41 protein-coding genes are annotated in these 26073 nt (G+C 68.5%); 38 read left to right on the top strand and 3 right to left on the bottom strand.

The annotated features are described in order from the left end of the window. Positions 1-192: 192 nt before the first annotated feature. The 4 genes from AC3EO4_RS52160 (at position 193) to AC3EO4_RS52145 (ending at position 2949) form a co-directional block, all read left to right on the top strand. Complete coding sequence (locus tag AC3EO4_RS52160; protein WP_431903719.1) at positions 193-1050, top strand: helix-turn-helix domain-containing protein; 858 nt, start codon at positions 193-195, stop codon at positions 1048-1050. Then, complete coding sequence (locus tag AC3EO4_RS52155; protein WP_431903717.1) at positions 1051-1251, top strand: DUF397 domain-containing protein; 201 nt, start codon at positions 1051-1053, stop codon at positions 1249-1251. 378 nt (positions 1252-1629) lie between these two features. Further along, positions 1630-1947, top strand: coding sequence for a hypothetical protein (locus tag AC3EO4_RS52150; protein WP_431903715.1), 318 nt, complete (start codon positions 1630-1632; stop codon positions 1945-1947). A 300-nt stretch (positions 1948-2247) separates the two neighbouring features. Further along, positions 2248-2949, top strand: a complete 702-nt coding sequence (locus tag AC3EO4_RS52145) for a hypothetical protein (RefSeq protein WP_431903714.1) — start codon at positions 2248-2250, stop codon at positions 2947-2949. A gap of 37 nt (positions 2950-2986) precedes the next feature. On the opposite strand, the gene AC3EO4_RS52140 is transcribed toward AC3EO4_RS52145, so the two are convergent. Then, on the bottom strand, positions 2987-3472 hold the full coding sequence (locus AC3EO4_RS52140; protein WP_431903711.1) for a hypothetical protein: 486 nt from the start codon (positions 3470-3472) through the stop codon (positions 2987-2989). A 241-nt stretch (positions 3473-3713) separates the two neighbouring features. On the opposite strand from AC3EO4_RS52140, the gene AC3EO4_RS52135 reads away from it, so the two are divergent. The 17 genes from AC3EO4_RS52135 to AC3EO4_RS52055 all read left to right on the top strand — a co-directional run bounded on the left by AC3EO4_RS52135 (position 3714) and on the right by AC3EO4_RS52055 (position 13064). Then, positions 3714-3959 carry a helix-turn-helix domain-containing protein gene (locus tag AC3EO4_RS52135; protein WP_431903709.1) on the top strand — a complete coding sequence of 82 codons (246 nt, stop codon included), beginning with the start codon at positions 3714-3716 and terminating at the stop codon, positions 3957-3959. Continuing rightward, on the top strand, positions 3959-4162 hold the full coding sequence (locus AC3EO4_RS52130) for a MerR family transcriptional regulator (protein ID WP_431903707.1): 204 nt from the start codon (positions 3959-3961) through the stop codon (positions 4160-4162). The genes AC3EO4_RS52135 and AC3EO4_RS52130 overlap by 1 nt, the downstream gene beginning before the upstream one ends. 128 nt (positions 4163-4290) lie before the next feature. Next, positions 4291-4590, top strand: coding sequence for a hypothetical protein (locus AC3EO4_RS52125; protein WP_431903705.1), 300 nt, complete (start codon positions 4291-4293; stop codon positions 4588-4590). Continuing rightward, positions 4587-4844, top strand: a complete 258-nt coding sequence (locus AC3EO4_RS52120; RefSeq protein ID WP_431903702.1) for a hypothetical protein — start codon at positions 4587-4589, stop codon at positions 4842-4844. Before AC3EO4_RS52125 ends, AC3EO4_RS52120 begins: the two co-directional genes overlap by 4 nt. Next, the gene (locus AC3EO4_RS52115) at positions 4841-5386 is read left to right on the top strand and encodes a hypothetical protein (protein WP_431903700.1); all 546 of its coding nucleotides are present in this window, start codon (positions 4841-4843) and stop codon (positions 5384-5386) included. The genes AC3EO4_RS52120 and AC3EO4_RS52115 overlap by 4 nt, the downstream gene beginning before the upstream one ends. Further along, the gene (locus AC3EO4_RS52110) at positions 5383-5868 is read left to right on the top strand and encodes a hypothetical protein (protein WP_431903697.1); all 486 of its coding nucleotides are present in this window, start codon (positions 5383-5385) and stop codon (positions 5866-5868) included. The genes AC3EO4_RS52115 and AC3EO4_RS52110 overlap by 4 nt, the downstream gene beginning before the upstream one ends. After that, the gene (locus AC3EO4_RS52105; RefSeq protein WP_431903694.1) at positions 5861-6103 is read left to right on the top strand and encodes a hypothetical protein; all 243 of its coding nucleotides are present in this window, start codon (positions 5861-5863) and stop codon (positions 6101-6103) included. Before AC3EO4_RS52110 ends, AC3EO4_RS52105 begins: the two co-directional genes overlap by 8 nt. After that, positions 6103-6453: a hypothetical protein gene (locus AC3EO4_RS52100; RefSeq protein WP_431903691.1), complete on the top strand. Its 351-nt coding sequence runs from the start codon at positions 6103-6105 to the stop codon at positions 6451-6453. Before AC3EO4_RS52105 ends, AC3EO4_RS52100 begins: the two co-directional genes overlap by 1 nt. After that, entirely contained in the window at positions 6450-6662 is a 213-nt protein-coding gene (locus AC3EO4_RS52095; RefSeq protein ID WP_431903690.1) for a hypothetical protein, read from the top strand. Before AC3EO4_RS52100 ends, AC3EO4_RS52095 begins: the two co-directional genes overlap by 4 nt. Then, positions 6655-7476, top strand: a complete 822-nt coding sequence (locus tag AC3EO4_RS52090) for a hypothetical protein (RefSeq protein WP_431903687.1) — start codon at positions 6655-6657, stop codon at positions 7474-7476. The genes AC3EO4_RS52095 and AC3EO4_RS52090 overlap by 8 nt, the downstream gene beginning before the upstream one ends. 28 nt (positions 7477-7504) lie before the next feature. Continuing rightward, positions 7505-8179, top strand: a complete 675-nt coding sequence (locus tag AC3EO4_RS52085; RefSeq protein ID WP_431903685.1) for a hypothetical protein — start codon at positions 7505-7507, stop codon at positions 8177-8179. A 100-nt stretch (positions 8180-8279) separates the two neighbouring features. Beyond that, complete coding sequence (locus AC3EO4_RS52080) at positions 8280-8669, top strand: hypothetical protein (protein WP_431903683.1); 390 nt, start codon at positions 8280-8282, stop codon at positions 8667-8669. Continuing rightward, complete coding sequence (locus tag AC3EO4_RS52075; protein WP_431903681.1) at positions 8666-11269, top strand: bifunctional DNA primase/polymerase; 2604 nt, start codon at positions 8666-8668, stop codon at positions 11267-11269. The genes AC3EO4_RS52080 and AC3EO4_RS52075 overlap by 4 nt, the downstream gene beginning before the upstream one ends. Further along, complete coding sequence (locus AC3EO4_RS52070) at positions 11266-11640, top strand: hypothetical protein (protein WP_431903678.1); 375 nt, start codon at positions 11266-11268, stop codon at positions 11638-11640. The genes AC3EO4_RS52075 and AC3EO4_RS52070 overlap by 4 nt, the downstream gene beginning before the upstream one ends. A gap of 100 nt (positions 11641-11740) precedes the next feature. Continuing rightward, a complete protein-coding gene (locus AC3EO4_RS52065; protein WP_431903675.1) occupies positions 11741-11947 on the top strand; it encodes an HTH domain-containing protein in 207 nt (68 codons plus the stop codon). A 44-nt stretch (positions 11948-11991) separates the two neighbouring features. Next, positions 11992-12213, top strand: coding sequence for a hypothetical protein (locus AC3EO4_RS52060; protein ID WP_431903673.1), 222 nt, complete (start codon positions 11992-11994; stop codon positions 12211-12213). After that, complete coding sequence (locus tag AC3EO4_RS52055; protein ID WP_431903671.1) at positions 12198-13064, top strand: hypothetical protein; 867 nt, start codon at positions 12198-12200, stop codon at positions 13062-13064. The genes AC3EO4_RS52060 and AC3EO4_RS52055 overlap by 16 nt, the downstream gene beginning before the upstream one ends. A gap of 108 nt (positions 13065-13172) precedes the next feature. Here AC3EO4_RS52055 and AC3EO4_RS52050 read toward each other — a convergent pair whose 3' ends face one another. Continuing rightward, positions 13173-13796: a hypothetical protein gene (locus AC3EO4_RS52050; RefSeq protein ID WP_431903669.1), complete on the bottom strand. Its 624-nt coding sequence runs from the start codon at positions 13794-13796 to the stop codon at positions 13173-13175. A gap of 414 nt (positions 13797-14210) precedes the next feature. Then, positions 14211-14558, bottom strand: a complete 348-nt coding sequence (locus AC3EO4_RS52045; RefSeq protein ID WP_431903666.1) for an HIRAN domain-containing protein — start codon at positions 14556-14558, stop codon at positions 14211-14213. Positions 14559-14742: 184 nt separating this feature from the next. On the opposite strand from AC3EO4_RS52045, the gene AC3EO4_RS52040 reads away from it, so the two are divergent. The 17 genes from AC3EO4_RS52040 to AC3EO4_RS51960 all read left to right on the top strand — a co-directional run bounded on the left by AC3EO4_RS52040 (position 14743) and on the right by AC3EO4_RS51960 (position 25961). Next, positions 14743-15234, top strand: coding sequence for a phage terminase small subunit P27 family (locus AC3EO4_RS52040; RefSeq protein ID WP_431903665.1), 492 nt, complete (start codon positions 14743-14745; stop codon positions 15232-15234). Then, positions 15212-16954, top strand: coding sequence for a terminase large subunit (locus tag AC3EO4_RS52035; RefSeq protein ID WP_431903664.1), 1743 nt, complete (start codon positions 15212-15214; stop codon positions 16952-16954). The genes AC3EO4_RS52040 and AC3EO4_RS52035 overlap by 23 nt, the downstream gene beginning before the upstream one ends. A gap of 7 nt (positions 16955-16961) precedes the next feature. After that, positions 16962-18371, top strand: coding sequence for a phage portal protein (locus tag AC3EO4_RS52030; protein ID WP_431903662.1), 1410 nt, complete (start codon positions 16962-16964; stop codon positions 18369-18371). Between the two features lie 3 nt (positions 18372-18374). Then, the gene (locus tag AC3EO4_RS52025) at positions 18375-20126 is read left to right on the top strand and encodes a VG15 protein (RefSeq protein ID WP_431903659.1); all 1752 of its coding nucleotides are present in this window, start codon (positions 18375-18377) and stop codon (positions 20124-20126) included. Next, a complete protein-coding gene (locus AC3EO4_RS52020; RefSeq protein WP_431903656.1) occupies positions 20119-20343 on the top strand; it encodes a hypothetical protein in 225 nt (74 codons plus the stop codon). The genes AC3EO4_RS52025 and AC3EO4_RS52020 overlap by 8 nt, the downstream gene beginning before the upstream one ends. Positions 20344-20438: 95 nt before the next feature. Next, a complete protein-coding gene (locus AC3EO4_RS52015; protein WP_431903653.1) occupies positions 20439-21059 on the top strand; it encodes a hypothetical protein in 621 nt (206 codons plus the stop codon). Positions 21060-21111: 52 nt separating this feature from the next. Beyond that, positions 21112-22068, top strand: coding sequence for an SU10 major capsid protein (locus AC3EO4_RS52010; protein WP_431903650.1), 957 nt, complete (start codon positions 21112-21114; stop codon positions 22066-22068). An 8-nt stretch (positions 22069-22076) separates the two neighbouring features. After that, entirely contained in the window at positions 22077-22319 is a 243-nt protein-coding gene (locus AC3EO4_RS52005; RefSeq protein ID WP_431903647.1) for a hypothetical protein, read from the top strand. Between the two features lie 3 nt (positions 22320-22322). Beyond that, positions 22323-22700, top strand: a complete 378-nt coding sequence (locus AC3EO4_RS52000) for a hypothetical protein (protein WP_431903644.1) — start codon at positions 22323-22325, stop codon at positions 22698-22700. Then, positions 22697-23086, top strand: coding sequence for a DUF6093 family protein (locus AC3EO4_RS51995; protein ID WP_431903641.1), 390 nt, complete (start codon positions 22697-22699; stop codon positions 23084-23086). The genes AC3EO4_RS52000 and AC3EO4_RS51995 overlap by 4 nt, the downstream gene beginning before the upstream one ends. Positions 23087-23093: 7 nt before the next feature. After that, positions 23094-23483: a hypothetical protein gene (locus AC3EO4_RS51990; protein ID WP_431903639.1), complete on the top strand. Its 390-nt coding sequence runs from the start codon at positions 23094-23096 to the stop codon at positions 23481-23483. After that, positions 23480-23896, top strand: coding sequence for a hypothetical protein (locus tag AC3EO4_RS51985; protein ID WP_431903636.1), 417 nt, complete (start codon positions 23480-23482; stop codon positions 23894-23896). Before AC3EO4_RS51990 ends, AC3EO4_RS51985 begins: the two co-directional genes overlap by 4 nt. A gap of 56 nt (positions 23897-23952) precedes the next feature. Next, positions 23953-24285 carry a hypothetical protein gene (locus tag AC3EO4_RS51980; RefSeq protein ID WP_431903635.1) on the top strand — a complete coding sequence of 111 codons (333 nt, stop codon included), beginning with the start codon at positions 23953-23955 and terminating at the stop codon, positions 24283-24285. 11 nt (positions 24286-24296) lie between these two features. Then, positions 24297-24485 carry a hypothetical protein gene (locus AC3EO4_RS51975; protein ID WP_431903633.1) on the top strand — a complete coding sequence of 63 codons (189 nt, stop codon included), beginning with the start codon at positions 24297-24299 and terminating at the stop codon, positions 24483-24485. 2 nt (positions 24486-24487) lie between these two features. Continuing rightward, entirely contained in the window at positions 24488-24973 is a 486-nt protein-coding gene (locus tag AC3EO4_RS51970) for a phage tail tube protein (RefSeq protein WP_431903631.1), read from the top strand. Between the two features lie 17 nt (positions 24974-24990). Continuing rightward, positions 24991-25533, top strand: coding sequence for a hypothetical protein (locus AC3EO4_RS51965; RefSeq protein WP_431903629.1), 543 nt, complete (start codon positions 24991-24993; stop codon positions 25531-25533). Positions 25534-25589: 56 nt separating this feature from the next. Continuing rightward, positions 25590-25961, top strand: coding sequence for a hypothetical protein (locus AC3EO4_RS51960; RefSeq protein ID WP_431903627.1), 372 nt, complete (start codon positions 25590-25592; stop codon positions 25959-25961). Positions 25962-26073 lie beyond the last annotated feature (112 nt).

Raw genomic sequence — 26073 nt, 5'->3', positions numbered from 1 at the left:
AGCCATCCGCCTTCGAGGCCTTATGGTTTGTGGATCGTAGCTGGTAGCGGCGGACGACGCCAGATGATCCCGGACGAAACTGGATGGTTCTGGAGGTCCCGTTCCCCCATATGGGGGAACGGATGATCTTGGTCTAGGGGTTTTCCGTTAGACCCGCTGGCATCGGTGACGCCAAGCAGGAACAATCCGCCCATGACATCCACAACCGAACGCGTCAGCCCACCTCTCAGGCTGATGCGCCTCGGCCGCACCCTCCACCGCCTTCGGGAGGAGCGAGGCCTGACCGGCGACCAGGTGTGCGCCAAGACGGGCTGGAGCCCGAGCACTCTGAGCCGTTTGGAGCGTGGCAAGACCGCTCACGTTCTTCCGGGCGACGTTCATGTCTTGCTGAACGTCTACGCGGCCGAGAAGTCTGTCCGCGACGAGTGCATCTCGCTCGCCGTCTCTGCCCGGGTCACGCCGTACTGGGCTGAGCATAAGAAGGCCCTAGGCGGCCTGGTCGAGTATGTCGCCTTGGAGACCGAGGCGGAGTCGATCAGCTCCTGGCAGCCCCAGGTGATACCCGGGCTTCTCCAGACCGAGGAGTACGCGCGGACTGTTCTTGAGGCCAGCCAGGTCGAAGCTGACGGGGCGATGGTTCGCCTTCGAGTTCGTGCCCGGATAGCGCGCCAGTGGATCCTCCACTGCGCCGAGCCCGCGCACTTACAGGCCGTGGTCTCGGAGGAGGCACTCCGGCGGGAAGTCGGCGGCAGAGACATCATGCGAGGGCAACTCGATCATCTGCTGGCCGAGCTGGAACTGCCGAACATCGAGATTCGGGTGCTGCCGCGGGCTGTCGCCGTACACCCCGGCATGGACGGCGGGTTCGTGCTGCTGACGCTCCCGGCCATGGGCGAGACCCTGTATCTGGAGGCCGGCCACGATGGCATACTCGACCAAGGTCCTCGGGCGAGCCACTTTCGACGCCGGTACAGCGCGATCCAGGAATTGGCATGGGAACCAGGACCCTCGGCGGCCTTCATCGGCCGCGTTCGGGAGGAGATGGCCTAGGTGCTCTCCGAAGCATGGGTAACCGCATCCGCCGGGGGCGAGTGCGTGCAGGTGCGCCGCGACGGGGCGAACGTCCTGGTGAGACACAGCGAGCAGCCGGACGGCCCTGTCATCTCGTTCACCCCTGGTGAGTGGCGCAGGTTCATCGACGGTGTTCGCACCACCACGATATTTGATCTTGCAGAGTGGGTAGTGGCTTGAAGGTCGTCTGACCGCGGGGGGCGTAGCGCACAGAAAGCGATGGAGTCATAACCCGGAGTGCTGACTGCTGTCTGGTAAGCACTCCGGTTGGAACTCCAATTGTCAAGAAAAAACGTGCACCCCCCCCCCGCGGATTTAGAAATCGCATTACAGGTGACAGTGCCACCTTGCCCGTTCGACCGGCGACGATCCACGTAAACAGGCCCGTATCTATCGAGGGTTGCGCGACGTATGGGTCTGGACCAAAATGACGCGAAGTGGTCATGCGAAATCTCTAGACACAGCACCGACAGGGGCGTTTACAGTGGCACCCCCTGACACCGCAAGTCCGGTCTAGGGCAATTCGAGGTGTCCCCCCCTCTACATCCGGAGTGGCTCATGCACGCCGTCGTGTCCAAGTTCCGCGCTGTGGCCGTCGCCCTGGTCCTCGTGATCGCCGCCTCCGGATCCGTGGCTTACGCCGACCCCACCCCCGCGCCGTCGGCAACGGAGTCCCCCACACCTGCCGCCTCTTCCACGTCGCAACCGGCGCCGGTCGTGACCACGGCGCACACCGAGACGGTGAAAACGGTTACGAACGCCGACGGCAGCAAGACCATCACCAAGACGGTCACCGAGGAAACCGTCACCGTGACCCGCGTTCCTGCCGAGACGGTGCCCCCGTACTCGGCGAACTCCACCACCGGCGGTTACTGACGTGAGCGAGCGGCGAGGCTATGTCTCAATGACGAGCACAGCGGGGGCCGGCGTGCCCCTCGCCGCGAGCGTGGCCCTGTGGCAGAGCCTGATGCTTCTGCGAGCTGGCCGACTCGACCAGTTGGCACGTTCCGCAGCGGCGATGCATCAGGCGCATAGGCTCCAGATGCGACATGCCCGCGCGATCGCGGCTTTCACCGCACATGCACAACGGATCACGCGTTCGACGGGCTGATCAGCACACTCGGGGGAGGACAAGGAAGGTGGGCGCCAACGATGAGTGTGGGCCGTGGGGGCCGCGTGGAACTCGGCGATGCCGCCGAGCTGCCGTTAGACGGCGTAGAGCCGCTCACGCCGGAACAGGCGGCGAAGGTATTCGACAGGCTTGACCTCGCTGCAGAGCGCGAGGTCGCCATCTTCATCACCCGGCCGTTCGCCAAGCTCACCGGCATACATGAGGCGGACGACCCTGCCCGTCAGCGTCCCGATGGGTTCGCAAGGGCACCGCGGAGGCGCCTCATCTACGAGAGCGGCATCCTCGAGGACCGTGACGTCGTGACCGGTCTGCGGAACGCCCTCACAGTGAATACCGAGATCCGGGCGTCGGCGTCCCTGCCTTTCAAGATGATCCTGGCCGACCGGAAGCACGCCCTGATGTCCCGCACGCCGCTGCAGGCCGACGACGCGCGGACTCACCAGTATGTGCAAGATCCGACACTCGTGCACGCGCTCAGCCTGGTGTTTGAGCAGGCGTGGAGCAATCGGGGGACGCTGGCGTTCGACCCGGACCGAGGCGTCTACGACGACCGGATGCCCCCGCTCCAGCAGCGCGACCTCGTCGTGTACCGCGAGCTTATGACCGGCGCCACCCTGGATTCGATCGCGCATACGGTCAAGATGTCCAGGAGCACGGTGCAGAGGACGCTGAGGACGCTGTACGCGCTGGCGGGCGTCGACGACCGCGCCCAGTTCGTCGCCTTCGCGACCAAGCACTGGAACTGATCCTCTCCGGGGGTCGGCCATCCGCCGGCCCCCGGTTTCAGCGTGAGGCCAGCAAGTCGAGCGCCGCCCGGATCGACTGAGTCGCGGCCTCCAGCTGGCCGAGGGCGAACTGGCGCATCTGCTCGCGCTGCTCCTCGGGGACTCCCTCGAGTGCGTCGATCTCGGCGAGCATCTGCCGCTGCATCGCCTGGGCCTCCTCGAGCGCCTGAGTCAGTGATTCCGCGCTCGCCTCCTCCTGGCCGGCTTCCCCGATGGGCTCGACCGCCAGGCCGCCGCCGCGGAGAAAGCCATCGATCGCACCCGCCCGCAGACGATAGGCGCGCTCGACACGCTGGATCGTCTTGGAGTCGTAGTTGCTGCGCGCCCCCCGCTCGAGGTCCCCGATCGTGCGCTGGTCGAGCAGGTGCGCGTCGACGAAGTGTTTGCGGTATCGCCAGCTCGTATCCACCGCTCGCGCGATGTCCTTGCGTCGGGCTTGTAGCCGTTCGCCGAGCCGCTCCCAGTCATGGTGGTTGACAGTCACGCGTTCACTCCTTGGCTGGCCGAGAGGGAAGTCGCCAACCCCGCGACACCAGGTGACGCGGTCTGTGCGCGAGGACGCGCACGGCCCGATCATTTCGTGAATCAAAAACAGGCGTCAACGCCTAGATTTTTCTTCCATTGCTGCAGTTCAGGAACGTAAGCGTACCGGATCCATGCTTACGGCTTGATTCATGCGTGTGTTCGAGATTGCCTAAAGTGGCGTCAGCGCCTAATGTGCCGCCATGGCACATAAGTCGATCTCCCACAACGGCGCCGCCATCAGGGCGCTGAGGATGGCGAAGGGGCTCACCGTGACCGAGCTCGCCCGCCGCGCGGGGACTACCCCTCAGTCGCTGAGCAACCTTGAACTCGAACACAGGCCCGGAAGCGCTCACATGCTGAACCAGATCGCGCTCGGGCTCGGCGTCGGCTTGGACGCCATCTGCCGCGACCGCATCGCCACCGAGCCGATCACGGTTCCCGCCTGATGGCCCCCCGCTCGAGGCGCCCGCTCGTGCCCAACCCGCAGGCTCGGCCGACGATCTCCGTGCCCGAGGCTGGCGAGCTGCTCGGCCTTGGGCGGACCGCCTCTTACGAGGCTGCCAAGCGCGGCGAGATCCCCACCATCCCCGTCGGCCGCCGCCTGCAGGTGCCGACCGCGAAGGTCTTGGCCCTGCTGGGCCTGGTCTGAAGACGAAAGAAGCCCCCAGGAGCCATGCCGGGCTCGAGGGGGCCAGATCCCCGAAGGGACGTATCTCGATGTCCATTCTCTCCCATCCGCAGGAGCTTGGTCTCCCCCGCTCGAGCGAGGAGGCGCCCGTGTCTCGCACGGACGCAAGGATCACCCAGCTGAGCAGGCGCTGGCCGCTCGGAACGGCTGTGCGCCACAACGGCACCGGCCGTCACGGTGTCCTCGTGCTCGCCGCCGACGAGTTCGCGGCGAGGTGGAACGACGGCCGCGAGGGTCACATCGCGCTCATGCCGTACCGCGACCGCGCGACCGAGCTCGGCGCCCTCCTGTACGTCCGCTGGTCCTGCGGTGACGAGTGCTGGACCCGCATCGACGTGCTCGCCGCCGACGCCCCAACCGCCCGCCGTACCCGCAGGAGGGTCGCATGACCACGATCTACGTCGACGGCACCACGTACCGCGCGCGCCGCCTGCGCTGGCCGCACGGCAACCCGCCGCCCACCGACGGCTGCAGGCGCTGCGGGCACCGGCAAGCCGCCCATGACATCGCGCAGCTACACGGCCGCGCCGTCATGCACCCCTACGAGCCGCCGACCCCCGCGCAGCGCAGCAGCCGGGCCGCCGCCCGCGAGGCGCACGCCCCCGAGTCCCGCGGCTGGTTCACCCCGCGGAGGCTTGGATGATCGCCCCGAGCCCGGACAGCTGGCTGGCCATGTGGGCGATCATGACCGCGATCGGCGCCGCCTGCGTCATTGCCGGACTGCTGGCAGGAGCGGCGGCCGCCGATCGGCACCACGACGCCGAGCGCACCATCGGCCAGACGTTCGCAGCCCTGATCAGGCTGCGCAAGCTGCGCCTCGTCCTCAAGCTGACCGAGGTCGAGCAGGAAGCCCAGCGGCTGGAGCGCTCCGCCGGCGAACTGACCGGTCTCAACAAGACGCTCGAGTCCGAGCTGCGGGTCGCGCTGGACAGCGCCCAGAAGGACCGCGACGCGCGCGACGCACTCGAGCAGCGCCTGGCCGTCGAGGTCGATGCGCGCGCTGGCGACGTACGGCGGATCCGCGATCAGGAGGACCGGTACGCGACCTTCTGGACCACCTGCCTGGCTCTCACAGAGTCCTGGGCGAAGGTCGCCCCGCAGGCCTCGGTCGACATGGCGCGACGCGAACTCGCCGAGCTGCTCAACGCCAACCAGCCGCACCAGATCACCAGGGCGGCAGCATGAGCAACAACCGCTCCAAGACGATCGGCACGAACGCCGAGACCGGTCTCGTGAGGTACCTGCAGGCGAACGGCTGGGCGCACGCCGAGAGGCGTGCACTGCGCGGCGAGTTCGACGCTGGCGACGTCACAGGCACTCCCGGCCTGTGCTGGGAGATGAAGGCGGGCGCGCAGTGCGCCAAGCCCTCGGTCAAACAAATTTACGAGTGGATGGCCGAGACGGAGACCGAGCGCCGGAACGCGGGCGCCGAGATCGGCGTGCTGGTGCTGCGCCGCCCGGGCGTCGGGCCTGCGCGAGCTGGGCACTGGCTGACCTACCTCAGCCTGCACGCGGTCGCCACCCTTGCGACCGACGCGCCGCTCCTGGCCGCTCTCGACGGGCCGCTCGTCGTCGCCCCCCTCCAGCTCACCCTGGCGACCACATGCGAACTGCTCGTGGCCGCGGGCTACGGCACGCCCCCCAAGAACGGAATCAACCATGCATGACGGGCCCCACGGCCGCCGCGACCGCGTCTTCGTCTCGATGCAGCGCACCGACGGCGACGGCCGCACGGTCGTCAGCGAGTGGTACGTCTGCGGCCACCTCGCCAACTCGCTGGCCGAGGTCCTGGGCACTCCCGTGCGCTCCGTCCTGCTGTCGGCCGAGGCGCTGCGCTCGCTGGCGGCCGCACAGGAGTCGGTGCCGAAGCTGACCATCGTCAACACCCCCGAAGGAGTCTGATGGCCGAGCCCAAGCTCGACGCCAAGGTGCTCGCCAAGGTCGGCGAGGCACTCGAGGAGCACACCACCAAGATGTTCGACCGGCTCGGCTCCCGCTGGGTCGCCGTGGTCGAGCTGCAGGCGGTGGAGCGTTCCGAACCCGCCGACGACGAGAAGCCCGACACGGTGAAGCTGCGCATCACCGAGCTGGAGCTCGCGACGGGCGAGAACGAGCGTCACGTACGCGAGGTCCTCGCGGCGCTGTACCGGCTGCGCACCACTAAGGGAACGCTCGACGAGGACAGCTCAGCCTCTCGGATCCTGCGCACCGCCTCGGGCGTGCTGCTGACCTCGCTGGACGGTGGCCGGTGAGTCTCGCCGACCTGACCGAGCGGATCCGCGGTGACATCGACCAGGGCGACCAGCTCGCCGACGAGCTCGGCGTCGAGCAGCACGAGCGCGTCGACGTCGTCTACTCCGACCTGGAGGCGCTGCTGCGCGTCGTCGAGCGCCTGGAGCACGACGGCATCATCGATGTCAGCGAGGCCGACGACATCGTTGCCGAGGCGCTCTGTGACTGAGCTCTCGCAGGCCGACTGGCCGAACCTGTACGCGGGCGGCAGCGTCGAGTCGCTGGTAGCCGAGCTCGACTGGATCATCACGGACGCGATCGACAACGCGCCCCGCTCCCTGCAGAAGCGGATCGGGCCGTCCGAGATCGGGATCCCGTGCGACCGTCGGATCGGCTACAAGCTGGCCGGGATCGCGCCCGTCAACGAGCGCGGGATCGCCTGGAAGCCGTTCATCGGCACCGCCGTACACGAGCAGCTCGGCGCCATCATCGACTCGTTCAACGCGAGGGTGCCCGGCTTCAACGAGGCCGGCCCCCGCTTCCTGATCGAGTGGCGGGTGCCCGTCGGAAGCATCAACGGCGACGACATCGACGGCTCGTGCGACCTGTACGACCGGGTGACCGGCACCGTGCTCGACTGGAAGTGCGTCGGCGGCGAGCAGCTGCTCAAGTACAAGGCCAACGGGCCCGGCGAGCAGTACCGCATCCAGGCCCACGCGTACGGCCGCGGCTGGCAGCGCAGGGGCTTCACGGTCTCCAACGTCGCCGTCTACTTCCTGCCGCGCGACCGCGAGTTCGACCGCCGCTACCCCTGGAGCGAGCCGTACGACGAGCAGGTGGCCGTCAAGGCGCTCGAGCGCGTCGACGGCATCGCCAAGCTGGCCGCCCTCGGCCCGGGCGCCATGCCGATGCTGCGGACCGCCGACGCCTGGTGCCGCTTCTGCCCCAACTTCAAGCCCGGATCTACCGACCTGACCACCTCATGTCCGGGGGACGTGGCAGCGACCGCCCCCTCGGACGCCCTTTCATCCCTCATCGCCTAGAGCACAGCGAGCAAAGGAACAGATCACGATGGACGCCAACGACTTCCTGATGGGCAACGGGATCCCCTCCGCCCACGCCTACTTCAAGAACGCCCCCTTCGGCACGACCGTCGGTGGGCAGATCACCATGCAGCCCGAGGTGACTCAGCAGAGCGACCTCGACACCGGCGAGCTGAAGTTCTGGTCGGACGGCAAGCCGATGCAGCAGCTGGTCGTCACGGTGCAGACCAACCACCGCGACTCCGAGGTGATCGACGACGACGGGCAGCGCCGCTTCTACATCAAGGCCAAGATGCTCGACGCGGTCCGCGACGCCGTGCGGCGCTCCGGCGCGAAGGGCCTCGAGGTCGGCGGCACCCTGATGATCACCTACACGGCCGATGGCGAGGCCAAGAAGCGCGCCCACAACCCGCCCAAGATCTACTCGGCCACCTACGCGCCGCCGTCGGCGGCCGCCGTCAACGAAATGCTCACGGGCGCGCCCGCTCCGGCCCAGCCTTCAGGCGGCTTCGTGCCTGCGTCGCAGGGCCCGGCCCCGCAGTGGGCCACCCCCGCCGCCCAGCCGGTCGCCCCGCAGCCTCAGCCCGCTGCGCCCGCGCCTGCCATGCCTGCCGCCGGCGGCGCGGTCGATCCCGCAGCCCTCGCCGCCGCGGTGGCGCAGATGAGCGACGAACAGAAGCGGCAGCTGGGCCTCCCCGTCTGATCCTCCAGCCCGACTGGCAGGCACCCAGGTTCGAGCCCTGGGCGGGCACCGAGCACCACAACGCAGCGCACCGCCAGCACCAACGCAGAAGGGGCCGCATGTGAGATTCGTAGAAGTAGAGGACCCCTTCGATCCCTGGCCCAGCCAGCACGCCGTGCAGCGCCTCATCGCCGAATGCGCCGCCCGTCCAGGCGGGCACGCCTGGACGGTTCAGGGCGACTCAGGCGAGTCACCGTGGCTGGCGTGCGCCGACTGCCCGGCCACCGGCGATGACGCCTACCCGGACATCATCGACATTCTCGACTCCTGCGAGTACGAGCTCGGCGGGCGCACCATCCGCTTCGGCGAGGAGCTGCCGGACGACGACTCCAGCGCTTTCAAGATCCCGGTGGACGTGGAGATCGAGTCGACCCGCTTCGCATGCCCGGACTGGATCGGCTACGAGTACGACGTCGAAATTCACATCACCGACCGCCAGGCGGCCGCGTGACCGGCACGCTGACCATCCCTCCCATCAGCGAGGACCAGGATCCGCTGTCGGCCGCGCTCGCCTACGCGCGAGCGGGCTGGTACGTCCTGCCGATCGACACCCGCACGAAGCACCCCGGCAGCGTGCTGGGCAAGGGCTGGCCCGCCAAGAGCAGCCGCGACCCTGAGCAGATCGTCGCCTGGTTCGCCGGCACCAGCCACGGCCTCGCGCTGCACGTCGGCCGCTCGGGCGCGATCGTGTTCGACGTCGACCGGCCCGACGCGCTGCCTGTTCAGCTGGTCTCGCTCCTCGATGACGCCGCCGTGCCGTACCAGTCCACCCGCACCGCGGTCCCCGGGCGCGGCCACTACGTCTACGCCGTCCCCGAGGGGCGGATGCTGGGCAACAGCAACGGCAAGCTCGGCAAGACGTGGGGAGAGATCCGCGGCCGCAACGGCGTGATCGTCGTCGCTCCCACCGAGCACGAGGCCGACGGCGGCCGCTACGCCTGGCAGCGCACCGGCACCGTGCCGACTCTGCCGCGGCGCCTGGCCGAGCAGCTGCCCGACGCCGAGGACGGCCAAGACGCCGCGACCGACGCCGAGGTGACCACGTTCCTCGCGAGGCACCAGCGCGCCGCACGGCCCGAACTGCTGAACGGCGTGCTGCACCGCCTCGACGAGCAGCTCGCCGCCGGCGAGTCCCGGCACCAGGCCATGGTGACCGCCGCCTGCTGGGCGATGCGGGAGGCCGCGGCGGGTCTGTACGGCGCGCGCTCGGCGGCCGCCGAGCTCTCCCAGGCCTTCGCCGCGGCGATGCGCCGCTCGAGGGACGGCGGCGAGCGCATCCTCTCGGCGCAGGCCGCCGCTGCCGAGTTTGCTGGCATCCTCGCCTGGGCGATCTCGCAGACCGCGCTGGCCAACCCGGCCGAGACCCGCAAGGCCGTCGACGAGCGGACACCGCACGGCGACGAGAATCTGCACGAGCTCATCGTGCCCGCCTCCCCTGGGGCCGCCCCCTTTCTCGGGGACAGCGCGCCGTACAGGGATCAGCCGGACCTGGCCACCGTCCACCAGCTGCCCGTCGACGGCGCCCCCCAGGAGGAGCTGACCGCCGAGGAAGCGCGTCGGCTCGCCTTCGAGCGGCAGGTCGCGGTCGAGCTGCTCCGCCTGCAGACCCGCGAGGAAGCCCGCAGGCGGCACAAGGCCGAGCGCGACGCCGACAAGCCGATCCCCGCGCTTGTCGGCCTCGACGCGTTCCTGTCCGTGCCCGACGAGCCCGCGCGCTACAGGATCGACGGCCTGTGGCCCGTCGGCGGCCGCGTCATGTTGGCCGCCCAGTTCAAGGCGGGCAAGACGACCCTGGTGGCCAACCTGCTGCGCGCGCTGGCCGATGGGGAGGACTTCCTCGGCCGCCACGCCGTCGATCAGCCCGACGGGCGAATCGTCGTCATCGATGACGAGCTTGACGAGCGCATGCTGCGCCGGTGGCTGCGCGAGCAGGGCATCGCCAACCCCGAGCGCGTCGCCGTACTCCCCCTGCGCGGCCGCGTCTCCAGCTTCGACATCCTCGAGGAGGAGACGCGCGCCCGCTGGGCTCAGACGCTGCGCCAGGCCGAGGCGAGCATCGTCGTCCTCGACTGCCTGGCGCCGATTCTGGACGCACTCGGCCTTTCCGAAGATAAAGAAGCCGGGCAATTCCTTACCGCATTCGACGAAATGCTCGGCACCGCGAATGTCGCCGAAGCCGTCGTCGTACACCACATGGGCCATTCCGGAGAACGCACCCGCGGCGCTTCTCGTTTGCGCGACTGGCCTGATGTCGAATGGCGGCTCGTGCGCGATAAAAGCGACGACGGAGAAACGAATCCGGCCGCCCCGCGCTACTTCAGCGCCTACGGCCGCGACGTCGACGTGCCCGAGTCCCGGCTCGAATTCCTGCCGGTGGGCAGGCGACTGGCCATCGCGGGTGGCTCACGCAAGCAGGCCGCCGGCGAGCGGATCATCGACGACATCCTCGAACACCTGTCGCTCACGCCTGGGCGCTCCGGCCGGCAGATCGAGGACGCGCTCGGCGGCGAGCACGCGCGCGAGGAACTGCGCCGCGCCCTCAAGCGAGCCATCGCCGAGGGCCGACTCCGCGTCGCTCGAGGGCCTCGTAACGCCCTCCTGCACTTCCCTGTCCAGACCGAGAGGCCGTCCGAATCGAGTGCGCCGAGTGCGCCGCAGGCCCGCACGCTCACTACCGAGGATCCAGGCGTCAATAACATCGTTGCAGGTCAGATGCCAGATTCGAGTGCGCCGCGCACTCCCCAGTCAATAAACAAGGGAGGCACCGACCACTCCATGAGTGCGCCGAGTGTCCCGCGCACTGAAATTGCAGGTCAGAGCGTTAGTGCGCCGAGTGCGCCGGGAGTGCGCGGCGCGGTGCGCGGTGAGCGCGCCAGTGCGCCCCCCTATAGGGGGGGTAGCGCACTGGCGCACTCCTCACCGCACGGACACATCGACCCGCGTGATCCGAGCGATCTCCTGGTGCCCGACGAACCTGGCTGGGTTGTCGTCGACGGGAAACGCTTCGACCGCACGACCGGGCTCCTCCTCGACATCGATGAGGCGTCATGACCATGCCCGCCTGGCTCCGGCAACGCCTGGGCGAGTTCGACCGAGCCGTGCAGCTGCGCAGCTGCCCCTCCTGCGGAGCGAAGCTCCTCCAGGGCCTGGACAGCGACCGCGCGGGCATCCCCGTCCGCTGCGACCTGGCGCCCGTCGACGAACTCGGTGAAGCGATCGCCGTCCTTACGAATCGCCTCACCTATGACCTCATTCCAGCAAAAGGGCGTCGCGAATTGGAGCGGCGGCGCGCGTGGCACATATCCCAGCCGCGCCGATATTCCGTGGTCGTCGCTCATAAATGCGGCCACCCATTGCCCGAAATGCAAACCGCGCACATCGAAAGGAGTAGAGAGGCGAATGAGGAAGCTCCCCCGTTTTAGAGAATGCGCACGCTGCGAAGAGAGTAAGCCAATCGAAGCGCGCGGGCTCTGCAGGCCGTGCTATCAGCCCCTGTACCGCACGGGGGCGCACGAGGAATGGTTGCCCGAGCACAAGGCGCGTCGCCTCGGCCGGCTCGACGACGTTGAGGAACTCCTCACTCGGGGCGGCCTCTCGCTGGCCCAGATCGCGACCAAGCTCGACGTCACCAGCAGGACGATCAATCGCGCGGTGCGGACCCTCCGCGAGGAAGGGCGCATCCCGTGGACTCAGCACGCGCTCGAGCGCGCCGCGCGGGCAGCTGCATGAGCGCGAGCGTCAGCGCCAATACGATCACCAACGGGAGGACGACCATGGCACACGGCAGAGACCGCATCGACCCCACGCTCGGCCAGCTCGCCGGACGCATCTGGCGCGCCCTCCTCGTCGCCCTGATCGCCTGGGTCGCCTGGCTCACCCTCGAGGCGGGCATGCGCCAGGATGTTGCGCTCACGCTGGCCATGGTGGGCGTGCTCCTGGCCCTGGCCGTCCTTCTACTCGCCTCCAGCATCGTCGCCGTGTGGGGCGGCAGGTGACCCACGTCCTGTGCGAGGTCAACGGGTGCGACCGGCCGTCCCCGGACGGCGCACCCGCCTGCTCCACCTGCGCCCTCACGCTCTACGAGCACCTCGTGCTCGTCAACGGAGACCTCGCCGAGGACCTCGAGCTTGCCCTCGCTCGCCAGGTGCGCTTCGGCGCCGGCGGCCGCCGCGGTGGCGAGACGCCGCTGCCGTTCGGCGAGGAGGCCAGCGAGGCGATCTGGGTGCTGCGATCCGCCATGGTCGGGTGGATCCGCGTCCTCGAGGAGACGACGCCCCCGCGGCCAGCCGGACCCGTCTGCGTCACCTGCAAGCACGGATCCTGCCAGCTGAGTCGGCACCGTAAGCCCCCGCCCGACACGCTCGCGGGCATGGCCAGCTGGTTGACCTGGCGAGTCGAGATGCTCCGACATCACGAGGCCGGCGCCGAAGCCGTCGACGAGCTCCTCGAGGCCGTACGACAAGCACAGCGGACCGTCGACCGGCCCGCCGATCGCATCTACGTCGGCCCGTGCGACGAATGCGGGCAGAGCGTGTATGCCCGGCCTGGACGCCAGACCGGCCGGTGTCGCGACTGCGAGCTCGAGTACGGCGTCGACGAACAGCGTGAGTGGATGCGGGCCCAGACCGAGGACATGGTCGGCAGTGCGGCGTGGGTGGCCAACGTGGCCCGCGGGCTTGGCGTCACCGTCAGCGCGTCCACCGTCCGCTCCTGGGCCAAGCGTGGCAAGCTCACGCCCGCCGCGTACGCCGAGCCGCTGAAACCCGGCGGCGAACCGCGACCGCTCTACCGGGTTGGAGACGTCGTCACGCTGGCCGCTGGAGGGAACCTCGATCCGGCGAGTTGACAGGTGGCACAGGTGCAACGCACCATTGTGATCAGCTGGAGATCTTCAGCGAAAGGCCCGCATCACCGAGCGGGCCTTTCGTGTGTCCGGGACCGCCCGCTGCTGGGCTTAATGGTGGTGGCGAGGGTCATTGTCGTCGTACCACTTCTCAAGCTCGCGCCAGCAACGTGCATAGTCATCCCACTGCTCAGGCAGTGGCTTGTTCAGGCTGGCGCTCGCTAGGCAGCGCAAAACGTGATTACAGATCATCTCTCTCAGGTGAGATTCGGTCATCCCCCCTAGCTCCAAATTGATGCCGAGCTCCAACATCAGGTGCGCCCTAGACAGCTCATTTCGAAGCGCCTCATCGGAGAACCCATCGATGGCGATCCGAAGGTCCAGGAGCAGGTGGTCTCGTTCCTGCCCCCAGGCGTCCACCTGATCGGCGATCTCCAAGTACCTGTCCGCATAATCATCCATCGACAGCGTCCGTCGAGCGCGCTGCCATCGAATCGCTTCCGAAGGATCCTCGCGCAGTTGCATCAGCTTGGTGACTGCCGCATACCCTGCTGCCGCAGCCGCCCTGTTGCGTTCCTCGCTGCGGCTCGCTTGCTCGAGTTGCTCCTGATGGCTCCGCTTCTCCGCCTCCACCTTCGCCTGGTGGCGCAAGGTCATTTTGGTCGTCATGATCGACGTTCCGCTGCCCAGCATCGCGCCAGTAATGACAAGAATCAGCTGCTGCCACCACACCATGACTCGACTGTGCATCAGCAGATCATGCTTGTCATGTGATTGGGGTGCCCATGCCTCGACGCTCACCAACCGCCTGTCCCCGGCCTGGATGCGAAGAGCTCACCTCTGGCGGCCCATGCCCTGAGCACAAGGCGCAGGCAGAGCGGACTCGAGGTACAGCCTCACAGCGTGGGTACGGCGAGGCTCACCGAGGCCGCTTCCGCACAGGCGTACTCAGGCGAGATCCCATCTGCGTGCTGTGCCGTACCGCACCAGCCACAGTCGCTGATCACTGGCCCTTGTCCAGGCGTGAGCTCGTACGGCGTGGCCTCGACCCTGACGATCCGCAGCATGGCCGAGGCCTGTGCGCCAGCTGTCACGGACGGGAGACCGGGCGCCTGCAGCCCGGAGGATGGAACGCTACGTGACCTCAGGTCAGCGGTGCCTCAACTTCGTCAGCTTCAGGTCCTCCCCATCCCCGACCGCCAGCACCACCACGTACGGCGTCGTGGTCGCTCCACCGCCCACGAACACAGCCGAGAACTTTCGTCCCGCGTCCATCTCAGGCGCGAGACGATCGGCCAAGCCTTTCGGCAAGTAGCCCAGCGCAACAGGCTCAGGCCCCATGCTCGGCACTACGCCGAGCACCATAACCGCGTCCTTGTCGTAGGCGTTGTCAGGCTCACGGCACAGCACAAGCTCAGACCCCGCCTTGACATACCGTGCGAGGTCATCCTTGTATTTCGCACCCCTGAGCTTGACCGCTGTGTATTCGACATGCATGCCAGACAGCACAGCATGGGAGCGGTTCAGGCATTGATCCATTTGGGGAAACTGTCCACATTTGGACAGCTGTGGCCCCTGGGGCTCCACCCCTGACCGGTCAAATAGAGGACCGCGGGGGAGGTCTGCGGCCTGTGCCGCAGCTGAACGAGTTTGCGCGAGAGCACCGAGGGGGTGATTGGGCATGGCTGACCCCCACCGGAGGCGCCCCGCGCTGCAGGTCGTGCGAGAGGGCAACCCTGGCAAACGGCCGATCGAGCCGGGCGTCACGCTGCCCGTCGGCGACCTCGCCGAACCCGACTGGGCCGAGGTCTTCCCGTCCAGCCAGCAGACCCAGGGCGAGATGCGGCGCGCCCGCAACATCGCCCGTGGCGAGTGGCGGCGCGTCGTGCCGGTGCTCACCCGCACGGCGGGCCTGGCCGACGTCGACCTGGCCGTGCTGCGCGACTACTGCGTGTGCGTCGCCCGGCTGGACCAGTGCGAGCGGGCCATGGCCCGCGAGGGCCTGCTCATGCAGGGCGAGCGGGGCTGGCAGAAGAACGGCCACACCACGATCGCCTCGCAGTATCGGGCACAGCTGAAGATCTACGTACGCGAGCTCGGCCTCTCGCCGTCGGCCCGGGCGGGCATCAAGCCGCCGGGAGACGAGGGCGATGACGACGACGTGTTCGACTGACGTACAGCTGCCCGTCCCCCGCGACGCCCTGCTCGAGCTCGGCCTGACCGAGGCGCAGATCGACCAGGCCGCCGCGGCCGCGCCGCTCGTGGTCGCTTTCCAGGCAGACCAGCAGGAAGGCGCCTGGTTCGACGTCGAGCGTGCCCGCAAGGCACTGCGCGCCCTCGCCAAGTTCCGCCACACGAAAGGCCGCTGGGCTGGCCAGCCGTTCCAGCTCGGCCGCGGCCTGGACCCGTGGCAGGTCGTATGGATCCTGGCGCCGATCTTCGGATGGGTGTTCTTCGATGAGGAAATCGGCCGCGTCGTCCGTGTGATCCGTACGGCGTGGATCGAGGTCCCGAGGAAAAACGGCAAGAGCACGATCTCCTCGGGGATCGCGAACGTGCTGCTGCTCGCCGACGGCGAGGTCGGAGCCGAGGTGTACGCGGCCGCCGGCAGCAAGGACCAGGCGGGGCGCGTCTTCGAGGACGCCAAGCGCATGTGCCTGACGTCCAAGGCCGCACGCTCCCGCGTGGACGCGCTGGCCGAGGTCATCCGCGTCCCGCGCACCGGCGGCATCCTGCGCGCCCTGTCCAAGATCGCCGAGACCGCACACGGGCTCAACGTGTCCGGCGGCGTGATCGACGAGATCCACGTTCACAAGAAGCGCGACCTGGTCGACGCGATCGAAACCGGCACCGGCGCCCGCGACCAGCCGCTCATCATCTTCATCACCACGGCGGATGAGGCCGACGAGGGCACGATCTACGACGAGAAGCACTCGTACACGCGCAAGGTGGCCGACGGCGTCATCGAGGACCCGTCGCACTACGGCGTGATCTGGGCCGCCGGGGAGACCGACGACCCGTTCGCCGAGTCCACCATGCGCAAGGCCAATCCGGGCCTGGGCGTCTCGCCGACGCTGCGGTACCTGCGCAAGGAAGCTGCGAAGGCGCGGACCACGCCGAGCTACTTCCCGACGTACTGCCGCCTGCACCTGAATCGCCGCATGCGCGACAGCTCGCGCCTGGTCGACCTACGCACCTGGGATGCGGTCGCCGGCGATGTCGACCTCGAGGCGCTGGCGGGACGTCGGGCCTGGGCGGGCCTCGACCTGTCGGCGGTCAGTGACCTGACCGCGTGGTGGATGGGCATCGAGTCGCCCGATCCGGGGATCGAGCTGGAGTTCGCCTGGCGCTTCTGGGTGCCTGGCGACCGGGTCGCGGACCTCGAGCGCCAGCTGCAGGTGCCGCTGTCCCGCTGGATCGAGCAGGGCTGGATTACCGCGACCGAGGGCGACGTCATCGACTACGCCACCGTCCAGACCACAGTGGAGGCCGACTGCCGCGCGCTCGATATGCAGCGCATCGGCTACGACCGGATGTTCGCCGGCCAGATGGTGCAGGAGCTCGACGCAGCCCTGCGTGGCGTCGACGTCGTGCCGATCGCGCAGACGTTCCTCGGCCAGTCGCCCGCGGTAAAGGAGCTGCAGCGCCTCCTCGGCCGCTCCGGCGAGCAGGCTGGCCCCGGCCGGATCCGCCAGGGCGGCAACCCCGTAGCCCGCTGGATGGCCTCGGTTGTCGAGGTGAAGGACGACGGCCAGGACAACCTGCGCCTCGTCAAGCCCGACCGGCGCAAGAGCCAGGCCCGCATCGACGGCATGGCCGCCTGCGTGACCGGCCTGGACGGATACCTGCGCAGGCCAAAGAAGAAGTCGTCGAAGATGACCGTGATGGGGTGAGGTGAGCATGGCTGATGATCTGACCCCGCTGGAGTGGGCCGTACGGCTGAAGCGCCGACACGAAGCCGAGCTCGACAAACTCCGGGCCCTCGACGCCTACTACGAGGGGATCCAGCCGCTCGCGTACATGCACCCGGAGCTCATGGCCGAGCTCGGGGATCGCATCAAGGCGGTGGTCGTCAACTGGCCGCGGCTCGTCGTCGACGCTGTCGAGGAGCGTATCGACCTCGAGGGCTTCCGCCGTGACAGCGACTCCGAGGCCGACAGCAAGCTGTGGGAGTTCTGGCAGTACAACAACCTCGACGAGGGCTCACAGCAGGCGCACGTCGACGCGATGGTGATGCGACGGTCCTTCGTGACGGTGGGCGCGAACCCGGACGAGGACGCTCCACCGCTGATCACGGTGGAGTCTCCCCTGCAGATGTACGCCGACATCGACCCAGCCACTCGCAGAGTTCGTGCGGTGTTGCGCCGGTGGTATGACGACAAGTCCGCCGACGAGGGCGTCGAACGAGAGCAGTTCGCCACGCTATATCTGCCCAACGACACCTTCCACTACAAGATCGACGGCGAATGGGAGGAGGGGGACCACGACGAGCACAACCTTGGCGTCGTGCCCGTGGTGCCCCTGGTCAACCGTCCCCGGCTGATGGAACCGCTCGGCGTCTCGGAACTGGCAGACGTGATGCCGCTCAGCGATGCCGCCTGCAAGGTCGCCACCGACATGATGGTGGCCGCCGAGTACCACGCCGTGCCCCGCCGCTGGGTGTTCGGCGCTGACAAGAAAGACTTCGTCGGCCCGGACGGCAAGCCGCTGACGACATGGCAGCAGATCATGGGCAGGCTATGGGCCAACGAGCAGGGGCCTCAGGACATCGCCGCCGGACAGTTCCCCGAGTCGGACTTGTCCAACTTCCACAATACGATCAACGCCCTCGCCCGCCTGGTCGCCTCGCTGACCGGTCTGCCGCCGCACTACTTGGGCTACTCCACGGAGAATCCGGCGAGCGCTGACGCGATCCGCTCGAGCGAGGCACGCCTCGTCAAGCGGGCCGAGCGGAAGATGCGCGCCTGGGGAGGTTCGTGGGAGCAGGTGATGCGCCTGGCCGAGCGGATCCGCGACGGCAAGTGGAACGACAAGTCGCGCGGCCTCGAGGCGATCTGGCGCGATGCCTCGACGCCCACGGAGGCCGCGAAGGCCGACGCCGTGGTGAAGAAGGTCCAGGCGCAGATCATCGACGCAGAGCAGGCCTGGGAGGACCTCGGCTATACGTTCGCGCAGCGCGAGCGCATGCGCGAGCGGAAGAAGGCCGCCGAGGAGTCCATGGCCCGCGTCATGTCGGGCGACCTGGCGGCCACCGTGGGCCCGAAACCGGAGCGCGACGGGCAGCCCGTCGACGACGAGCTCGAGGAGTAGCCGGTGGCGGTCGACGACATCGCGGCCGCCCACTACCGGGATCAGCAGCGCCTGGCCCGACAGATCGCCGAGCAGGCGCAAGGCCTGTGGGGTGCGGTCGAGCCGACCAGGGTGCTGGACTCGTGGCTTGCCGTGCTGCAGGAGATGCTACGGCTCCTGGTGGGTGGGCAGACGGCGGCCGCCGCGATGGCCCAGCCGTACCTTGACGCTCTGGCCGCCGAGCAGGGCCTGGCGGCCGCCGAATCAGTGGTGAGTGCGTCAGCGCTGGCGGGTGTCGCCTCGGACGGCCGCACGCTAGCCAGCCTCCTCATGCAGCCGGCTATCCGCTCGCTTGCGCTGAAGACCCGCGGTGCCGATGACGAGACCGCGCTCAGGTCTGGTCTGGCGTCGCTTACGCAGATCGTGAGCACGCAGATCGCGGACACGTCGCGCGCCGCCGACCAGGTCGGCATCACCGCTCGGCGCGAGTGGGTGACTTACGTCCGGCACGTGTCGCTGCCCGCGTGCGGGCGTTGCATTGTCTTGGCCGCCCGCACCTACTCCTGGTCGACGGGCTTCCAGAGGCATCCGCGGTGCGACTGCACGATGGTCCCGCACCGTCAGGGTGACGACCCGCCGCCCAGTCCCGCCGACCTGATCGAGCGCATGAGCCTGCGCGAGCAGGCCAAGGCGTTCACGATCGCGGGCGCCGAGGCGATCCGCCTCGGCGCGGATCCGGGACAGATCGTCAACGCTCGGCGCGGCATGCAGACCGCGATGGGCGGGCGCCTCGTGACCACTGAGGGAACGACGGTGCGCGGCATCGCTGGCAAGCGCATGGGCGACCTCGCCAAGCGGCCTGGGGAACGCTACCGCCGTTCGCGGAAAGTACGGCCGATGCCCGAGCAGATCCTCGCCGACGCTGGCGACGATCGGGAGCGTGCGCTCGAGCTGCTGGAGCAGTACGGCTACCTGCTGAACCGGCCGACGTCCCCGCAGCGGGAGCAGGCGACAATCGTGCTGGCACCGGCCGTGCCTACGGCGGCCGCGCCGTACCACCGCCAACTGGGCGGCCTGGAGCAGCTCGCGGCCGCCGTACGGCGTGTGGACGGCAGCGCTGAGCGCCGCCGCCTGGCGGGCGGCCAGTCCGCAGCCACCGAGATGGTCATCCTGGACGACGGCACCCGGCTCGTGTCCAAGGTCGGAATGGACTGGGGCGATCCCGACGAGGTCGCCGCGTCCATCCGCACCCAGGCCGACGCCGAGCAGCTCGCCTCCCTCCTGGGACGGGCCATCGGGGCGCCAGTGGTCGGCGTCTACCGCCAGGATGCCGATCGGGTGTGGATGGACTGGGCAGAGGGCCGCGTGATCGGCGACCTCGCTGACCAGGACGCGGTGATTGCTGGACGCGACGGGCAGATGCTTGGCCTGCTGGATCACCTGATCGCGAACGCCGACCGCAACAGCGGCAACATCATGGTCAACGGCGGCCGTCCGGTCGGCATCGACCATGGGTGGGCGTGGGCCAGCCTCGATGAGATCATCGGTCCCGCCATCCAGGACGGGCCAGGACGGCCCGCCTCCCACTACGCCGCCGATGGCCAGTGGACCCCGAACCCGCTTACAGTGCGGGACGTGGACCGTCTACGCGATCGTCTCCAGGCGCTCAGGGGCGACTTCGAGCTCCTCGGTCGAGGCGACTGGCTGGACTACAGCCTGCGCGTCCTGGACGAGCTCGGCGCCCATGCGCGTGGGCAGGTCGATCTCATTGCCTGACCAGATCCTCTTCCACGCTGTCACGCGCGAAGGAACACCCGGAGAGGTGCTGGGCAGCTGCACCCTCGACGAGGGTGTGGTGAGCAGCACGCCGGGCGTGGCCGCCGACACGATCGCCATGCTGGCGCGTCGGTTCGGACGGACGGAGGTTGAGATCTTCGCCCTGGTCCGCGACCGTGGCTGGTCCAACGGCCATGTGATGACAGTGCGGTCCTAGACCCGTTTCTCCGAGCCCCGACCACTCTGGCCGGGGCTTTCGCATGTTCACAGCCCAGCGCCGCGATGGCGCCGGCAAGCACGAAGGAGGCCGCGATGGCCGACGACACCAGCACCACGACCGATCAGGACACCACCGACGGCAGCGACCAGGACCCGCCCGCGACGGGCACCTCCTCGAGCACCGCCGACGACGGCCTGGGCGACGGCGGCAAGAAGGCGCTCGACGCCGAACGCGCCGCCCGCAAGGAAGCCGAGAAGCGAGCCCGCGAGGCGGAGAAGAAGGTCAAGACCTTCGAGGACGCCAGCAAATCCGACCTCGACAAGGCGACCGGCCGCGCGGATGCGGCCGAGCAGCGCGCCCAGGCGCTCATCGAGCGCACCGTGCGAGCCGAGATCAAGGCGGCTGCCGCCGACGCTTTCGCCGACCCGAGCGACGCCGCGGCGTTCCTCGCCGCTGAGTCCTATGTCGGCGACGACGGCGAGATCGATGCCGAGCAGATCAAGAAGGACTTGGCCGATCTGCTGGAGCGGAAGCCGCACCTGGCCAAGGCGAAGCGGAACGGCCCGAAGCCGGACCCGTCGCAGGGCGCGAAGCCCGGCGGCACGCCCAATCTGGCTACCCAGATCGCGGAAGCGAAGGCAAAGGGCGACTGGCGACTGGCGATGCGGCTGGAGAACTCCAAACTCGCCGCAGCTGAGGCTGCGATCAAGTAGACGACGGGCAGGCCTGGCGCCGCGCCCCATGACCAGACAGGAGATGTGACCCATGGCTGGGATCACCGCGCTGGGCACTACCTACAACCTGCCGAACTACACCGGCATCCTGCACCAGCTCACCCCGGGCGACACCCCGTTCTTCTCTGCAATCGGCGGCCTGGTCGGCGGCGGCCAGACCGATAGCGTTGACTTCGAGTGGGAGACCTTCGACCTTCGCGCCGCCGCGCAGACGACCCGCGTGGAGGGCGCGGACGCCCCCGCCGAGGAAGAGCGGGTTCGCGGCAGTGTCAACAACCTGGTCCAGATCCACCAGGAGACTGTGGGCGTGTCCTGGACCAAGCTCGCCGCCACGCAGCTGAAGTCGGGCATCAACAACGCCGAGCGCAACCCGGTCGGCAACGAACTCGACTGGCAGGTCGAGCAGATGCTCAAGCAGATGGTGCGCGACGTCGAGTTCTCCTTCATCCAGGGCGTCTATCAGAAGCCGGTCGACAACACGACCCCTCGACGCACGCGCGGCCTGCTGGGGGCGATCAGCACCAACGTCATCGCCAACGGCACCGCCGCAGCACTGACCGAGGACATGGTCATGGACCTGCTGCAGATGGTGTGGGAGAACGGCGGCATCCAGGAGTCGGAGACCGCCACCCTGATGTGCAACGCCTTCCAGAAGCGGATGCTCACCAAGATCTTCATCACGGACAAGAACTACCAGGAGGCCAGCCGCACCGTCGGTGGCGTCCGCGTGACGATGATCGAGACAGACTTCGGCACGCTCAACATCATGCTTAACCGTCACATGCCAGCTGCCCAGCTCGCGGTCGTCTCCCTGGAGCACTGCCGACCGGTCTACCAGGAGATCCCGGGCAAGGGGCACTTCTTCGCCACGCCACTGGCGCAGACCGGGGCCAAGGACAAGACCATGCTCTACGGCGAGGTCGGCCTGGCCTATGGCAACGAGAAAGCCCACGGCAAGATCACCAACCTGACCATCACGGCCCCTTAGGAGCCCTGTTGCCCACCTTCACCACCAGCCGGTACCGGCAGCTGCAAGTTCGCACCTCTTCCGGCACGGTGCGCTTCGACAACGGCCACGCCATCGTCACCGACGAGCAGGCCGAGGTACTGCGCGCCATGGACCCCGACTACGCACTGGTCGAGACCGCCGATCTGCCCTCCGATGACCAGGAGGACGACGGCGGGACAGCTCAGGCCAAGGCGCCGGCCAAGCGACCTGGTCGCAGCACGAAGGAGTAGCTCGTGGCCACCTTCGCGACCCTCCAGCAGTTCAAGGACCGGTTCGAGCGGCCGCTCACGGTAGCCGAGGAGACCCGGGTCGGCGCGCTGCTGGAGGACGCGGCCGACATCATCCGCGCCCAGGTTCCTGGTCTGGTCGACCCGGGACCGAGTCTGGCAGTCGGCGTCTCCTGCGCGATGGTGGCCAGGGTCATCCGCAACCCCGAGGGCAAGGTCACCGAGCAGATCGGCGACGACTACGGCTTTCGGCGGGACGATGCCGTCGCGTCCGGCGAGTTGCACCTGACCGAGGTTGAGCGTGACGACCTGATCGCCGCGGTGAACCCCGCCACGGCGTCAGGTGCGTTCACGATCACGCCCGTCTACCCGGCGACGTCATGAGCCTCCAGGACGCGCTGGCGGCCGCCCGAGCCCTACTCCCCCGCTTCATGGAGGAGCAGTGCGTCGTCGAGCGGTACGGCGGCCGCGTCTTCAACGCCACCACGGGCAAGTACGACGAGGTGTGGACGCCGATCTACACCGGGGCCTGCGCCGTGAAGCCCGTAGCCGCAGGGCGAGACACCGAGCTCGGCGAGATCGAGGTCGTACTGCGCCGCTACCGGGTCTCGATCCCGTTCGGCGCAGCCGTACCGATCAAGCCCGACGACCGGACGACCGTGACCAGTTCGGCAGATCCGTGGCTGGTCGACCGGCCGCTGCGGGTCGTCGACGTCTCCTACTCGGCCACTTCGGCCAGCCGCAAGTTCTTCGTCGAGGACCAGAGCTGAGGTGACCATGGCCGACGAGATGCTCGACGCCAGCGAGCTCCTGGCCCTCGCTGGCGAGATCGACGGGGCGGCCGAACAGGTCGTCGCCGAGGCCTTCCCGCTCGTCAAGCGCCACGCCCTCGAGCTGCGCAACCAATGGCGAGACAACGCGCGCGAGACCGCTCGACGGCACGGCAAGTACTACCCGCGCAGCATCACCGCCGAGCAGATCCCCGACGCGGCCGCGGTCGAGTGGGAGATCGGGCCCGACTCCAGCCTCCCCCAGGGCGGCATGGGCAGAGGCTTCGAGTACGGCGGCGCACGGCAACCGCCGCACTGGGACGGCGCCCGGGCGACCCGGGCCGTCGAGCCCATCTTCAACGCTGACGTCGACGCCTTGATGCGGAGGTTCATGTGACGCCGGCGCCCGTGCCGACGCTGCCGCTCGTCGACGGGATCCTGGCTGTCCTGCGAGCCGCCGTTCCTGAGGACGTTGTCGTGGGCTGCGCCGGCGTGCCGCCCGGAACGGAGCCGCCGTACGTCGTGCTCTACCCCGATACCGGCAACGAGGCCCGCGCCGAGGAGACGCTCGACGGCGCCACCCCGACCGACCTGTACTACCAGCTGACCTGCGTCGGTTCGGGCCCCGAACAGGCGATCTGGCTGGCCAACCTGACCACGATCGCCCTGCTCACCACCATGCCCACAGTGGCCGGCCAGCGGCCGCGTCTCGCCCTGCGCGAAGGCTCTCAGCCCGTGCAGCGCGACGACGACGCGGGCGGCGTCTACATCGCGACCGCCCAGTACCTGACGCGGACGCAGCCTCTCTGACCTCGCGCCCCGACCTCCCTGTACGGCGAGGCGCTCCATCGACCTTGGAGGAGCCCATGGCTACCCGACCAGCACAGGTGATCGGCGTCGAGGGTTCGACGCCCGTCTACCACTCCGCTACCGCGACCACCGGCGACAAGGTCAAGCCTGGCCCGCGGACCTTCATCACCGTGAAGAACGCCGGCGGCGTGTCGACGCAGGTGGTCCTGTCCGGCGTCGGCAAGACCTCGTATCAGGAGGACCTGCCCGACAAGGACTACACCGTGCCCACCGCTGGCGAGATGGACATCCCCATCAAGCCGGAGTTCGCCAACCCCGATGACGGCGGACTGGCGACCTTCGTCTGCACCCCGGCGGCGTCGGTGACCTTCGCCGTCCGGCAGATCTGAGGGAGTACGGCATGGCGATCGAGTTCATCGAGGTCCGCCACCGGGAGACCGGTGCCACCACGCGCATCGGCCGCCAGGCGCTGCGCCACTTCCCCGACTACGAGCCCATCGACGGCCAGGCGGCCGCTCCTGAGGCCCCGACCACCCCGCCGGACAAGCCGCGCAAGCGCCCGGCGTCCGAGAATACGAAAGAGGACTAGCTATGGCTGGCGCTGATCTTCTGGGAGATGGCAACGTCAAGGTGACCTACTGCCTGACTCTGTCGTCCACCTCCAACCCGCTGGCGTCCGAGCTCAACGCTGGCATCGACCTGCAGATGCTGCTCACCAAGGACGGCCTCGGCATCGAGCCCGAGCAGGCTCCAGTGGACAACACGGCCCTCGGCAGCCGCAGCGAGACCGAGCGCGGCGGGACGTCCAAGTACGCCATCAACCTGATCTACAAGCGCAAGAAGCTGGTGGCCAACGACACGGCGTTCACCGCTCTGGTGCCCAAGCAGGACGGTTTCCTCGCGGTCAGGCGGGACCGGGACCACGAGATCCCCTGGACGGCGGGCGACCCCGCGGAGATCTACCCGATCGAGTGCGGGATCCGGAAGCGGCAGCCTCCGGTGCTGAACGAGCCTCAGCGGGTCGCTCAGCAGATGTTCAACCACGAGGACTCCGACACCGAGGCGGTAGTGGCCTGATGCCGAAGAGGGCCCCAATGGAGAACACCCAGTACCTCGAGGACATCGACGAGTTCCTGGACGGCTACACCGTTCCCGAGACCGAGGTCCCGATCGTCATGCGTGGCGACCTGCAGCTGCGTTTCGAGGAGCTCGAGCGCCGCCTGGAGGCCGCCCGCCGCGCCCCGGCGGCCGACTCGCTCGTCGGCAACGGCGGCGAGGTACGGAACCTGGCTGAGCAGATCGAGACCGTCAGGCAGGAGATGCAGGCCCACGTCAGGGTGTTCAAGCTCCGCGCGCTCGGCAAGAAGGCCTGGTCCGACCTGGCCGCCAAGCACCCGCCGCGCAAGGAGGATCTGCCCGCCGACCACAACAGGGAGACCTTCCCCCTCGCGGCGCTGGTTGCCTGCTCGGTCAAGCCGCAGCTCACCACGGAGAAGGCTGAGAAGCTCGTTGAGTTGATCACTCAGGGCCAGTGGAACGCGCTGTGGAACGCCATCCTCGGCCTGAACGGAGATTCCGGCGCCGTCCCTTTCTCCGCCGCGGCCTCCGCGATTCTCAGCGGCACCAGGACGAGCTGAGCCTCGCCCGCACCTACCGCATTCCGCGCTCTCGGCTCCTCGGGCGTGAACCCCGCATGGTCACGACCTATGAGTACGACGAGGAGAGCGGGCGGCTGGTGCGGGCGATCACCGTTCGCGAGTCCGAGTGGCTGGAAGACGACCGCGAGTGGGCGCAGGCCCAGGAGGAAGAGGAGCGTGGTAAGTGCCCTGGCTGCAAGCTCCCGCTGGACGAGACCACCGACCCCACCAACGCGGGAGCCTACGAGGCGTCGCACCCCATACGTTGCGCAGCCTGCGCCGCACGTGGAAATCGTCAGCACGAGCATCGTAACGACGCCGACCCCCACGGGCTGCTCTACCCGGTTCGGAAGGTGGGCTCAGCCCCTCTTGCCGCGCGTACCGATCCGAACGCCGATGGCGACGGCGGCGACTACTACGCCGAATAGCACGAGGCCGATCAGGATCTGCGGCAGGGCGATGTTCATGGCGAGCTCTCCTCGATCGTGGGGCCCCCGAGCGGAGCGATCATGCCACGTTCCAATACCCCCAGACGCCCCA

This window comes from Nonomuraea sp. bgisy101 (assembly GCF_057708945.1).
The sequence above is the reverse complement of the archived record's forward strand: the minus strand, read 5'-3'. Positions and strand labels throughout refer to the sequence as shown.

What these genes read in the sequence shown, in the direction of transcription:
- AC3EO4_RS52160 (WP_431903719.1), top strand. Translation starts at nt 193, where the DNA reads ATGACATCCACAACCGAACGCGTCAGCCCACCTCTCAGGCTGATGCGC.
- AC3EO4_RS52150 (WP_431903715.1), top strand. Translation starts at nt 1,630, where the DNA reads ATGCACGCCGTCGTGTCCAAGTTCCGCGCTGTGGCCGTCGCCCTGGTC.
- AC3EO4_RS52135 (WP_431903709.1), top strand. Translation starts at nt 3,714, where the DNA reads ATGGCACATAAGTCGATCTCCCACAACGGCGCCGCCATCAGGGCGCTG.
- AC3EO4_RS52130 (WP_431903707.1), top strand. Translation starts at nt 3,959, where the DNA reads ATGGCCCCCCGCTCGAGGCGCCCGCTCGTGCCCAACCCGCAGGCTCGG.
- AC3EO4_RS52120 (WP_431903702.1), top strand. Translation starts at nt 4,587, where the DNA reads ATGACCACGATCTACGTCGACGGCACCACGTACCGCGCGCGCCGCCTG.
- AC3EO4_RS52115 (WP_431903700.1), top strand. Translation starts at nt 4,841, where the DNA reads ATGATCGCCCCGAGCCCGGACAGCTGGCTGGCCATGTGGGCGATCATG.
- AC3EO4_RS52110 (WP_431903697.1), top strand. Translation starts at nt 5,383, where the DNA reads ATGAGCAACAACCGCTCCAAGACGATCGGCACGAACGCCGAGACCGGT.
- AC3EO4_RS52105 (WP_431903694.1), top strand. Translation starts at nt 5,861, where the DNA reads ATGCATGACGGGCCCCACGGCCGCCGCGACCGCGTCTTCGTCTCGATG.
- AC3EO4_RS52100 (WP_431903691.1), top strand. Translation starts at nt 6,103, where the DNA reads ATGGCCGAGCCCAAGCTCGACGCCAAGGTGCTCGCCAAGGTCGGCGAG.
- AC3EO4_RS52085 (WP_431903685.1), top strand. Translation starts at nt 7,505, where the DNA reads ATGGACGCCAACGACTTCCTGATGGGCAACGGGATCCCCTCCGCCCAC.
- AC3EO4_RS52070 (WP_431903678.1), top strand. Translation starts at nt 11,266, where the DNA reads ATGACCATGCCCGCCTGGCTCCGGCAACGCCTGGGCGAGTTCGACCGA.
- AC3EO4_RS52060 (WP_431903673.1), top strand. Translation starts at nt 11,992, where the DNA reads ATGGCACACGGCAGAGACCGCATCGACCCCACGCTCGGCCAGCTCGCC.
- AC3EO4_RS52050 (WP_431903669.1), bottom strand. Translation starts at nt 13,796, where the DNA reads ATGGTGTGGTGGCAGCAGCTGATTCTTGTCATTACTGGCGCGATGCTG.
- AC3EO4_RS52045 (WP_431903666.1), bottom strand. Translation starts at nt 14,558, where the DNA reads ATGCATGTCGAATACACAGCGGTCAAGCTCAGGGGTGCGAAATACAAG.
- AC3EO4_RS52040 (WP_431903665.1), top strand. Translation starts at nt 14,743, where the DNA reads ATGGCTGACCCCCACCGGAGGCGCCCCGCGCTGCAGGTCGTGCGAGAG.
- AC3EO4_RS52035 (WP_431903664.1), top strand. Translation starts at nt 15,212, where the DNA reads ATGACGACGACGTGTTCGACTGACGTACAGCTGCCCGTCCCCCGCGAC.
- AC3EO4_RS52030 (WP_431903662.1), top strand. Translation starts at nt 16,962, where the DNA reads ATGGCTGATGATCTGACCCCGCTGGAGTGGGCCGTACGGCTGAAGCGC.
- AC3EO4_RS52015 (WP_431903653.1), top strand. Translation starts at nt 20,439, where the DNA reads ATGGCCGACGACACCAGCACCACGACCGATCAGGACACCACCGACGGC.
- AC3EO4_RS52010 (WP_431903650.1), top strand. Translation starts at nt 21,112, where the DNA reads ATGGCTGGGATCACCGCGCTGGGCACTACCTACAACCTGCCGAACTAC.
- AC3EO4_RS51995 (WP_431903641.1), top strand. Translation starts at nt 22,697, where the DNA reads ATGAGCCTCCAGGACGCGCTGGCGGCCGCCCGAGCCCTACTCCCCCGC.
- AC3EO4_RS51990 (WP_431903639.1), top strand. Translation starts at nt 23,094, where the DNA reads ATGGCCGACGAGATGCTCGACGCCAGCGAGCTCCTGGCCCTCGCTGGC.
- AC3EO4_RS51980 (WP_431903635.1), top strand. Translation starts at nt 23,953, where the DNA reads ATGGCTACCCGACCAGCACAGGTGATCGGCGTCGAGGGTTCGACGCCC.
- AC3EO4_RS51975 (WP_431903633.1), top strand. Translation starts at nt 24,297, where the DNA reads ATGGCGATCGAGTTCATCGAGGTCCGCCACCGGGAGACCGGTGCCACC.
- AC3EO4_RS51970 (WP_431903631.1), top strand. Translation starts at nt 24,488, where the DNA reads ATGGCTGGCGCTGATCTTCTGGGAGATGGCAACGTCAAGGTGACCTAC.
- AC3EO4_RS51965 (WP_431903629.1), top strand. Translation starts at nt 24,991, where the DNA reads ATGGAGAACACCCAGTACCTCGAGGACATCGACGAGTTCCTGGACGGC.
- AC3EO4_RS51960 (WP_431903627.1), top strand. Translation starts at nt 25,590, where the DNA reads ATGGTCACGACCTATGAGTACGACGAGGAGAGCGGGCGGCTGGTGCGG.